The organism is Candidatus Protofrankia californiensis (assembly GCF_900634765.1).
GTDB lineage: Bacteria > Actinomycetota > Actinomycetes > Frankiales > Frankiaceae > Protofrankia > Protofrankia californiensis.
Window position 1 is genome coordinate 5180 of record NZ_CAAAFT010000031.1, and the last position, 3652, is coordinate 8831.

A 3652-nucleotide genomic window follows, 5' to 3' on the forward strand; every position below is an offset into this window, starting at 1 on the left:
CCCCACAGTTGTCCGGTTGAGAAGCGATCGCAGCGGCATATACGTGACATGAATCACAGATCGAGATCTCGTAGTCGGTTGCTCAGGACGTCTGGGGAACGAGGATCCGGCGCAGCCGCCCGACCTCGCTGATCCGGCGTTCCGCGAGCTGGGTCGCGGCGATGGTGGAGGTGATCCCGGTCTGCTCGGCGAGGGTCAGAACCTCCAGGGTCGAGGCGAAGATGCCGCTTACCTTCGCCTGCGCCCGTTCCTGCGAATAGCCCTGGATCTCGTCGGAGACCTGGATGAGTCCGCCGGCGTTGACCACGAAGTCCGGCGCGTAGAGCACGCCCGCCGCGGCGAGCAACTTGTCCACGTCCGCGTCCGCGAGCTGGTTGTTAGCTGCCCCACACACGACACGTGCCTGCAGCGCCCCGACAACGTCGGCGGTGAGAGCAGCGCCGAGCGCGCACGGGGAGTACACGTCCGCGTCGGTCTCGACGAGCACGTCGGGATCGGCGTGCGTCTCGACGTCGGGATACTCCGCTCGCAGCCGCTCCAGGGCTGCCCGGCTGACGTCCGCGGCGACTACACGGGCGCCGTCGGCGAGCAGATGGCCCACGAGACGCCGGCCGACCTTGCCGACTCCGCAGACCGCGACACGGCGGCCGGCCAGGGACGGCGTGCCCCACAGGTGCCGGGCACAGGCGCGCATCCCCTCGAATACGCCGTAGGCGGTCAGGATGCCGGAGTCGCCCGAACCGCCGTGCTCGGGCGAGCGTCCGGTGACCCACCGGGACTCTCGTGCGATCACGTCCATGTCCTCGACGTACGTACCGACGTCGCAGGCGGTGATGTAGCGACCGCCGAGCGAGGCCACGAAGCGTCCATAGGCGCGCAGCAGCGGCTCGGACTTGTCCCGGTCGGGGTCGCCGAGGATGACTGCCTTGCCGCCGCCGAGATCCAGACCGGCGCAGGCGGCCTTGTAGGCCATAGCCTTGGACAGAGCGAGGGCGTCGAGGAGGGCCGCGTCCTCGTCGGCATAGGGGTGGAACCTGGTCCCCCCGAGGGCAGGGCCGAGGGCTGTCGAGTAGATCGCGATGATTGCGCGCAGTCCGCTGGCGGGGTCCATGCAGAAGACCACCTGTTCGTGCTGCGAACCGGCGGTGAAGACGGACGGCACCGGTGATGCTCCCTTCGCCGGGAACGTGAGGCTCGTCGGGAAATATGATCTTCGTGGCCAAGGTCAGGGCAAGCCGGAACATCCTGAACGGGCGTGGTTGGTGTCTGCAACGTATCCGCGGGTCCCTCCATGGGTTGGCGTGGTGATGATTGTTCGTTGCTGGCGTGGTGGATTGCCGTCTTCGAGTGGAGGTCGCGTGCCGACGATGGGTTCGCGGCGACTCGCTGATGTTCCCGGCGTGCCAGGATCTCCTCTGTGGCGCCTGTCGTGAGTCCGGCGGCCTACCTGCGGGTGTACGAGCCGCTGGCGGCCTTCCCGCCGGCCGAACGGCTTCGTTGGGAGCGGTACGCGGCCAGAGGAGGCGTACCGACCCGTCGTGCCGGCGCTCGGCGGGAGCGGGCCGTCGCGCTGGTCGCGACCATTCGCCCGTCGCTGGACGTGGCCGACGAGTCGGCCTTCGTCCAGATAGCGGACGGTCTGATGTTCGTCTGCCCCTGGTACACCCAGCTGCGGGTGTGGCAGGCCGCGATGGAGTTCCGCGGTCGGCTGCCCGAGCGGGTGGCTGAGGCGTTCATCCCGCGACGTCTGGCCGAGCCGGCCGAAACCGAACTGGATCGTTGGCGTAGCCGACGGCCTGATCTCAAGGTCTACGTCCAGACGTGCACCTGGATGGTACCGCCGCCGTGGTTCATCCTGTTCGACCCCGCGGAGCGGGCGCTGGTCACGGGTGACACCGCCGACAGGTCGCTTCTTTACCGGACGTCGATGGGCCTTGCCCGGCGCCGGGTGGGACGGGCGCTGGAAGCACTCGAGGTGCTGCGCCGTGTCGCTCCGGATTCGCCGGGCGTCGACGGCGTGGTCGAGCTCGAGCACTGGCTGGAGGACTTCCACCCGCACAGCCGGATCGAACTCGACTACGGAGGGATCGTTGATCTGCTCGACGACGATGCTCTGCGCAACGACACGTCGGTCGCGGACCTGGACGAGGCAATCAGCGCGTTACGCCGAGGGCGAACAGATGCGGCGGTTACGGCGTATGGGCGTGTCCTGAGCCGATGGAGACCGCTTCAGACCAGGGAGTCTGCAAGCTGATGGTTCGTGAATGCTAACTGAGTGTGATTGCTCGCTTCGGACGTCATGTGACTAGTCAGCAGATGGTCCTGACGTGCCATGTCCGAAATGCCCCCGAAGGATGCACGATCTGTATGGGACGGAGCGACGCTCTGTGACGGGAGGCCAACGCAATGACGACGAGAACACCGGACGCTGAGCCGCTGCTGACGCCCGCTGAAGTGGCAACGATGTTTCGAGTTGACCCGAAGACGGTGACCAGGTGGGCAAAGGCGGGCAAGCTCACGTCGATCCGCACTCTCGGCGGCCATCGCCGCTACCGGGAGGCGGAGGTCCGGGCGCTCCTCAAGGGGATCCCATCCGTGGGAAGTGAGGTATAGCCCCACGCCGACGCGATCAGACGCATCGGATCCTCCTTCCTGTGCTCACGCACTTCACAAGCTCCGGGTTCCAGATGGTTCCGGTTGCCTGAGATGCGGTCAGGCTAAGGCCAAGGGGGTCGCCGGTACGGCAGTTGTTCCAATCAGGGGCAATGGTTGTGCCTTTGATGTGTCGAGGTTGCCGACGAGGAGGGCGTGTCGGTACATCCAGGCGTTTTTGGGGTCTTCGACCAGATGGCCGAAGGCGGCGTGATCACTTTTTTCGCGCGCCGCTGGAGGCTCAGCTCCTGGGTCATGGAGGGCCGAAGGCGGCGCGATCATGTTTTTCGCGTCGCCGGAGGCCTGGCTTCCGGGTCGCTGGAAGGTCAGCATTTCCCGGTCGAAGACCCCAAGCACCGGCTGGGTCGCAACGTGTGGTTTTTCGCTCTGCGGATCAGGGATCGGCCGGTAGTCGGTGGACCGATCCAGTGTCGCCGGGCACCGCTTGCGGCCGGCGGACCAGGGCAGACGCCGGCGGTCGTGGCCCCGAGGGACGCTGGAGCCTGCTGCGAAAGCCATGGTTGCGACCCAGCCGAGCAAACCCCGACATGGGTCGGGACCGATCTGGCGGGGCGGCCCAGGTGGCGCCCTCGTCCACCGTCGCCAGAGATCGTCGTTTCGTGAGTGGTGGGGACCATCGCTTTACCAGCGGCATGGTGGACCAGCGGCATGGTGGCGGCAAACCACATGCGGACGTCTAGTGGCCAGGCGGCTGCTGGCTGGGTGCTACATGTGATCCCGAAATGCTATGCGTGGTCACGAATCTCCGTTCTGCCGGCCGTACGGGCGCAGTGAGCGCAGCAGAAGAACTGCCCGTTGGTCTGCGCCCCGTGACCGGAGATCTTCACTCCGCAGTGTTCGCAGATCGGGGCCATTGCATGGATCGCGCATTCAAAGCTGTCAAATGTGTGCACATTTCCCTGGGCATGCACCTCGAAGCTCATCTCATAGTCGTTTCCGCAAACTTCACAGCTGCCCATTGTGACTCCCCGTCGGCACC

At 66.2% G+C, this 3652-nt stretch carries 5 protein-coding genes; 2 read left to right on the forward strand and 3 right to left on the reverse strand.

Going from position 1 to position 3652, the window contains the following annotated elements; all coding sequences use genetic code 11:
• Positions 1–82 precede the first annotated feature (82 nt).
• Complete coding sequence (locus tag DD1DGNOD_RS01345) at positions 83–1162, reverse strand: Leu/Phe/Val dehydrogenase (RefSeq protein ID WP_131769261.1); 1080 nt, start codon at positions 1160–1162, stop codon at positions 83–85.
• A 255-nt stretch (positions 1163–1417) separates the two neighbouring features.
• Between DD1DGNOD_RS01345 and DD1DGNOD_RS01350 the strand changes: the two genes are divergently transcribed.
• Both DD1DGNOD_RS01350 and bldC read left to right on the forward strand, forming a co-directional pair.
• Positions 1418–2254: a hypothetical protein gene (locus tag DD1DGNOD_RS01350; RefSeq protein ID WP_131764742.1), complete on the forward strand. Its 837-nt coding sequence runs from the start codon at positions 1418–1420 to the stop codon at positions 2252–2254.
• A 152-nt stretch (positions 2255–2406) separates the two neighbouring features.
• Positions 2407–2613, forward strand: coding sequence for a developmental transcriptional regulator BldC (gene bldC, locus DD1DGNOD_RS01355; protein ID WP_013871846.1), 207 nt, complete (start codon positions 2407–2409; stop codon positions 2611–2613).
• A gap of 99 nt (positions 2614–2712) precedes the next feature.
• Here the strand turns inward: bldC and DD1DGNOD_RS01360 are convergent, their stop codons facing one another.
• Positions 2713–3009, reverse strand: a complete 297-nt coding sequence (locus tag DD1DGNOD_RS01360) for a hypothetical protein (protein ID WP_131769262.1) — start codon at positions 3007–3009, stop codon at positions 2713–2715.
• A 389-nt stretch (positions 3010–3398) separates the two neighbouring features.
• Positions 3399–3632 (reverse strand): hypothetical protein, encoded by a 234-nt coding sequence (locus tag DD1DGNOD_RS30640; RefSeq protein ID WP_131764743.1) that lies wholly within the window; start codon positions 3630–3632, stop codon positions 3399–3401.
• Positions 3633–3652: the final 20 nt, after the last annotated feature.

Coding starts and splice junctions, on each gene's coding strand:
- bldC (WP_013871846.1), top strand. CDS start 2,407: ATGACGACGAGAACACCGGACGCTGAGCCGCTGCTGACGCCCGCTGAA.
- DD1DGNOD_RS30640 (WP_131764743.1), bottom strand. CDS start 3,632: ATGGGCAGCTGTGAAGTTTGCGGAAACGACTATGAGATGAGCTTCGAG.